2 protein-coding genes and 2 pseudogenes are annotated in these 6,454 nt (G+C 37.4%); 3 read left to right on the top strand and 1 reads right to left on the bottom strand.

The genetic code is table 11. From position 1 onward, the window contains the following. From ACOVO2_RS21465 to ACOVO2_RS21475, 3 genes and pseudogenes are all read left to right on the top strand, one after another. A pseudogene (locus ACOVO2_RS21465) lies at positions 1–2,924 on the top strand (hypothetical protein); the annotation flags it as partial. A gap of 240 nt (positions 2,925–3,164) precedes the next feature. Then, the gene (locus ACOVO2_RS21470) at positions 3,165–4,121 is read left to right on the top strand and encodes a DUF6089 family protein (RefSeq protein ID WP_421771953.1); all 957 of its coding nucleotides are present in this window, start codon (positions 3,165–3,167) and stop codon (positions 4,119–4,121) included. A gap of 182 nt (positions 4,122–4,303) precedes the next feature. Further along, positions 4,304–6,010, top strand: a complete 1,707-nt coding sequence (locus ACOVO2_RS21475) for a hypothetical protein (RefSeq protein ID WP_421771954.1) — start codon at positions 4,304–4,306, stop codon at positions 6,008–6,010. A 207-nt stretch (positions 6,011–6,217) separates the two neighbouring features. Here ACOVO2_RS21475 and ACOVO2_RS21480 read toward each other — a convergent pair. Continuing rightward, a pseudogene (locus tag ACOVO2_RS21480) lies at positions 6,218–6,454 on the bottom strand (dienelactone hydrolase); the annotation flags it as partial.

A 6,454-nucleotide genomic window follows, 5' to 3' on the forward strand; every position in this document is an offset into this window, starting at 1 on the left:
CGGTCAATGATGCCAATCTCTGTGCGGCTACTGCTGCTGTCACCATCACTGAACCCGAAATTTTGATTATGGAAGTTACAACAACCAACCTGACTTGTAATGCCAATAACTCTGGTATTATATCAATTTCAGGAAATGGTGGTACTAAAATATATCAATATTCAAAAGACGGTATAGACTTCCAAAGTAGTAATGTATTCACGGGATTATCGGCAGGAATATATACTTTAACTCTTAAAGATGCCAATGGTTGTATTGTAAACTCCTCTGCTACAATCACCCAACCAGCAGTGCTAAGTGTAAATTTTGATGTAAATAATGTACTATGCCAAGGTGGTAATAATGGGTCAATATCCACAAATGTATTTGGTGGGATAACTCCATATAGATATCTTTGGAGCAATGGGCAAACCTCAGCTTCTCTTTCAAACCTCTCAGCTGGCGTTTATACAGTTACCATTAGTGATGCCGCAGGATGCTCAATAACCAGAAATATTGGTATTGCAGATGGAAAAACCACCAATACTCCAATTGTTTCGGGTAATATTATCACATGTTTAGGCGACAAACTTTCATTAACCTCCATAAATATTGATTCTGAGAATAAACTTCTCTGGTATGATTCTAATTCAGCAGCAGTTGCTATCCCAGAACCAAATGCTAATTTACTCGGCCAAAAGATTTACTTTGTGAGCCAAATAAGCACAAATGGGTGTGAAAGTGGCCGTGTACCTGTTACAATCACGGTAAATGACTGTACACCGGCTGTATTCGACCTTGCCTTGAGAAAAACACTCTCTACTTCTAATACTACATTCAAACCAAACGATTTAGTTGACTTTAATGTGACCGTATTCAATCAAGGTAAAGTTAAGGCTTATAATATTGATGTAATAGACTATATTCCGACTGGAATGGCTTATGTCAGCGGTGGATGGACTAATGATGGAAGCAATGTAGTACGAAGAATAGATAGTTTATCGGCTGGGGATAGTTTAACAATGAAAATTACACTAAAATTAGCTTCAGACGTTAAAACAGGTGAACTTATTAATAAAGCTGAAATCTTTGGTGCAGATTTAGATAAATTAGCTAAAAATAGTGTCAAGGCAGATATTGATAGCCGCTTCGACAAAAATCCAAATAATGATATAGGTGGAAAAGCAAATTCTCCAACCGATGATTATGTATTAGGTAATGGCGACGGGAAATTCGATGTTATTGGTGGAGTAATTCCCAAATATGATGAGGACGATGAAGACCCAGCTTTGATCAATGTCGTTGCTCCTGGAGATACTTGTTTAGATTTAGCCCTCAGAAAAAGGTTATTATCAAGTCCGGTAACAGCTGTTTATTTACCAAACGACTCAACTCGTTTCGAAATTACAGTATTTAACCAATGCAAAAATCGAAAACTTTACAATATTGATGTGGTAGATTATATTCCAAAAGGAACTATTTTTATCAAATCTCCTAGTATTAATCAACGATGGAATTTATCAATAGACACACTTATTTCAAACAATAGAATTATTTCGATTGATACCAACGCAATAACCAGAATTGACAGTTTAGCGGGCGGAGATAGTACTAAATTTGAAATACTACTAAAAATCAAACCACAAACTCCAGCGGGTGCATATATCAATAAATCTGAAATTTTCAGAGCCACACTCGACAAAGATGGAAAACTTATCATCGACCGTGATAGCGATAGCCGCTATGATAAAAACCCTAATAATGATATTGGTGGAAAAGTAAACTCGCCTACTGATGACTATATTTTAGGTAATGGAGATGGTAGATTTGATATAGTGGGTGGCTCAATTCAAAAATATGACGAAGACGATCAGGACCCTGCCCAGTTTGTAGTAGGCAACATAGACTGTTTAGAGGCTGTAGCTGACTCGGTGAACGGAAATAAATGGTTTAACTTATTTGACAGTTACGGGAGATTATATGCCTCTATTAATCCGAATGGTCAGAATTTAGGAAGAATAACACTTAAAATCAGACACTATGGAAACGGTGAAGACAAAATTCCTACTACCAGTTTTGGCACACGCCTCATGAGTAGATATTTTGACATAAACAGCTCAGTTAAAGATTCTTTCGATATAGCTGTTTCTTTACGATTATATTATCTCAATAATGAATTGAATGACTATAAAAAAGCAACTAAATTATCATCGCTCACAATCAATGACTTCAACATAGTGCATTATGATGGTGTAAGAGAAAACTGTGGTTTTGAGGATAACGATAATTTCAAGGAAGGTATTAGCGAAGTTTTGTATAAGAACATTGTTGGAAAAGTCTTCACCAATGAAAGTTTCTACCTACAATTTGACCTCAACCGTTTCTCAGAAGTTGGAGCAACTGCCAATAAATATATGACTACAACTCAGTTTGATGTCAACAAAAAAGATGAAAAATCGGCATCTGTAACGTGGCAAACCAACCTTGAGATTCAAGGTAACTATTATATCATCGAAAGAAGCAGTGATTGTAAAAACTTTGTAGAAATCGGCCAAGTACTAAGCAAAACTGCTGGAAGTTCTTATGAATTCATAGATAATTTCCCTAATGGAGGGGTTAATTGCTATCGAATCGTATATGTTGATAAAGATGGTACAAGGAAAGTACTCGACCCAAAACAAGTTGAATTTGATAAAACGCCATATTGTGTTTCGTTCCCGAATCCGGTTCCGAATCGAATGGATTTCAACGTTTACTTCCGTAATATTAAAGCAAAAGAAATCAAGTTTTATGATACACTCGGACAAGAACTTGGCTTCGATAGTAGCTTGAGTGGACCAAATATCTACAGGATAAAATCTGAATCTTTAATCCGTAACGTTAATTATTTAGTAATCATCGGTGATGATGGTCGTAGATGTATCATGAGAGTTGTAGCACAATAGTAAAACTATCAAAACTATGATTCCTTGCCGAATTTGTATCGAATGAAATAAAATCAGGTTTTCGAATAATTTTATATCCTGCTGGTAAGTTAAGTAAGTTTCCGAAAAACTATCGATAGCTATATCAATGTAAATTATTGATAATAAACACCTTATAAAATCACAGACTGTCGACTTTTGACTGAGGAGTACTTAAAACCTTACCAGCAAGAATACAAAAAACCTATAAAGAAAAATTACGTGAAAAAAGTTTTTGTATTGATAATGGCACTTGCCCAAATAAATTGTTTGGGTCAAGGCCGATATAAATCTCCCTGGGAACGATTCAACAAAACCCTGTCAGTAGATTTGGGGGCTGGCACAGCACATTATTTTGGCGACATACATCCCACAAATAATCTATATTCATTTTCGTCTACTGTTCGATGGAATGTATCATCCAATTTAACCTGGCAATTTTCACCTTTTTTTTCTCTCAGAACTGGCTTTGCGTGGGTCAGAATCGCAGGGGATGATTTTGTTTTTGCCAAAAACAACATGAATGCGAGGCCTACCGCTGATGCTTTTGATTTACAATTTCTCAGAAACCTCCATTTTAGAAACGACATAAAAGAATTTTCTCTGGTTGGTATCATAAATCTCAGCAATGGCTTTAGCAATCGAACGTCAAATCGACCTAACCAAACACCTTATTTGTTTTCGGGAATCAATCTTTTCATTAACCAGCCAATGGCTCGAGAAAAATACAATGTCTCAACAAGTAGCAAGGGAGATTGGACTAACATAAATATTTCACCAAGCAATTCAAAATTAAACTTCAGTATTCCAATTGGTTTAGGTTTCAGAAGAAAACTCAATTCAAAACTCGATTTAGTTGCAGAAATTTCCTACCGAGTAACATTTATAGATAACCTTGATGATATTATCAAAGGCCCATACAGCAACGCTAATACTGCATTAGAAAACAGAAGTACCGAACGAGTAGCCGCTCAGACTGGCCAAGATAGAACCCTAACATTCAATGAAATAAGCAATCGATTGGGCTTTCCTTCTTCTTCCGGAACTGGCCCGAATCTTCCACCTACTATTGGTTTTCCTAATCCATTTCCAGAACGAGGAAATGACAAAAATGATTCTTACTGGACTACAAGTCTACGAGTAAGGTATTATTTTGAAAAGAAAATAAAATGCAAGTAAAATAAGCATAAAACCCATTGAAATTTGGGATGACTCATGTCTATAGAAATCTATAGCACGCAAGATTTATAACATATTTATTGCTTCAATATTGTTGATGAAGTCTTCAGAGGGAAAATAGAAAAAAAAGAGTTATTTTTTACTAAAAACAATTTATCTTTGGTAAAAACAGCTCATCAACTATGAAAAGAAATTTCTTCGTTTTTCTAATGCTGGTTGCATATTCAGTAACCGCCCAAATCAATATTACGGTCAGCTTCCCGAGCCAAGGTATGCTTGATGGTCGACTGATATTGATGCTTTCAAAAAATGATAAATCCGAACCACGATTTCAGATTCTCGACGGCCATGATACACAGTTGGTTTTTGGCTTAGACCTTGATAATTGGGAGTCGAACAAACCTAAAATGATGAATTCGGGCAATACAACGGGTTATCCGATTCAAAATCTAAAGGATATTCCGGCGGGCGAATATTTTGTACAAGTTTTGCTCCATAAGTACGAAACTTTTCATCGAAAAGATGGTAAAACTGTCAAGCTTCCAATGGATAGAGGTGAAGGACAACAATGGAATTTAGCTCCTGGAAATATTTATTCAAAACCAATAAAAGTTTCGCTAAATCCTAAAACAGCAAAAAATATTTTAGTCAAACTCGACCAAACGATTCCTCCAATCGAAGAGCCAAAAGACACGAAATATATCAAGCATATCAAGATTCAGAGCAAACTTCTAACTGAATTTTGGGGCAGGCCAATGTATTTGGGAGCTCATATTTTGTTACCCGAAGGTTTTGACGAACACAAAGATGTGAAATACCCTTTGGCGATTTATCATGGGCATTTTCCGAGCGATTTCGATGGTTTCCGCACAACACCACCTGATGCCAGCATGCCAACCGATGATTATAGCCCACGATTCAAAATTTATGGCTATAACAAAATTGTTCAGCAAGAAGCCTACGATTTTTACAAAATGTGGACTGGCCCAAATTTTCCGAGAGTTTTGGCTATCGAAATCCAACACGCTTGTCCTTACTACGATGATTCTTATGCCGTAAATTCCGAAAGCATTGGGCCGTATGGCGATGCCATCACATATGAACTGATTCCGTACATCGAAAAACAATTTAGAGGAATTGGCGAAGGTTGGGCCAGATTTACCTACGGTGGCTCAACGGGCGGTTGGGAGGCTTTGGCCGTGCAAGTAAAATATCCGAACGAATACGGCGGTTGCTACGCTGCTTGCCCAGACCCGATTGACTTTAGAGCTTTCACAACAGTTGATATTTATAAAGATAAAAATGCGTATTTCTACGAAAGTGATTTCAAGAAAACCGAACGCCCAGGCTACCGAGATTATTTAGGACAACTAACGGCTACCGTAAAAGAAATGAATATGCGAGAAGCGGCACTCGGCACGAAGTCGAGAAGTGGGCAACAATGGGATATTTGGGAGGCTGTGTTTTCGCCAGTTGGCAAAGATGGCTACCCACAATCTATTTGGGACAAAAAAACGGGCGTAATTGACAAAAAAGTAGCCGAATATTGGAAAGAAAACTACGATTTAACTTATATTTTGAAACGTGACTGGCCAAAATATGGCGATAAATGGCGTGGAAAAATCAGAATTTATTGCGGAGATATGGATAATTTTTATCTTAATAATGCGGTATATTTGGCCGAAGCCGAACTGAAAAACTTGAATAGTCCAGCCTACGAAGGTGAAGTAGATTACGGCGACCGTGCCGAACATTGTTGGAACGGCGACCACACGCAACCAAATTACATTAGTCGCCTACGCTACCACCGAATGTTTATTCCAAAATGGGTGGAAGATATGAAGAAAACAGCACCCAAAGGAGTAGATTTGACGAGTTGGAGGTATTGAAAAACTGTTTTTCTTTGTTCTCATTGCCGTCTGCTTTAGCTGACGGATAAAAGTGTAAAAATCAAATCGGCTTTAGCCAAAAATGGGTTTTGGCTAAAGCCGATTGTTAGAGTTCCTCAAGTACCGTCAGCTAAAGCAGACTGGGTCGCACAGACGGCAATGAATAACTACCTTATGAATATACTAAAATCACCTCTAAATATTTCATTACTTCCCAGCCTCAGCATGAAGCATTTCTAAACCCACCGAAGCACGAGGTTTGAAACCTGTCCACGGTTTATCATTAGAGTTTTGATTTACATCCAAGTATTTAGCGTAATCTTTTTTCTTCAAATGTATTCCCAGAAAAGCCGTTACGAAATGTTGATTGATATTATTGATGCGGCGTTCGTTCCAAGCTGGTTCGGCGTAGCGGTAATATTCATCAAAGTGTAAACCTGGTTT

Origin of the sequence: Emticicia sp., from assembly GCF_049241225.1 — a bacterium.
Classification (GTDB): Bacteria; Bacteroidota; Bacteroidia; order Cytophagales; family Spirosomataceae; genus Emticicia.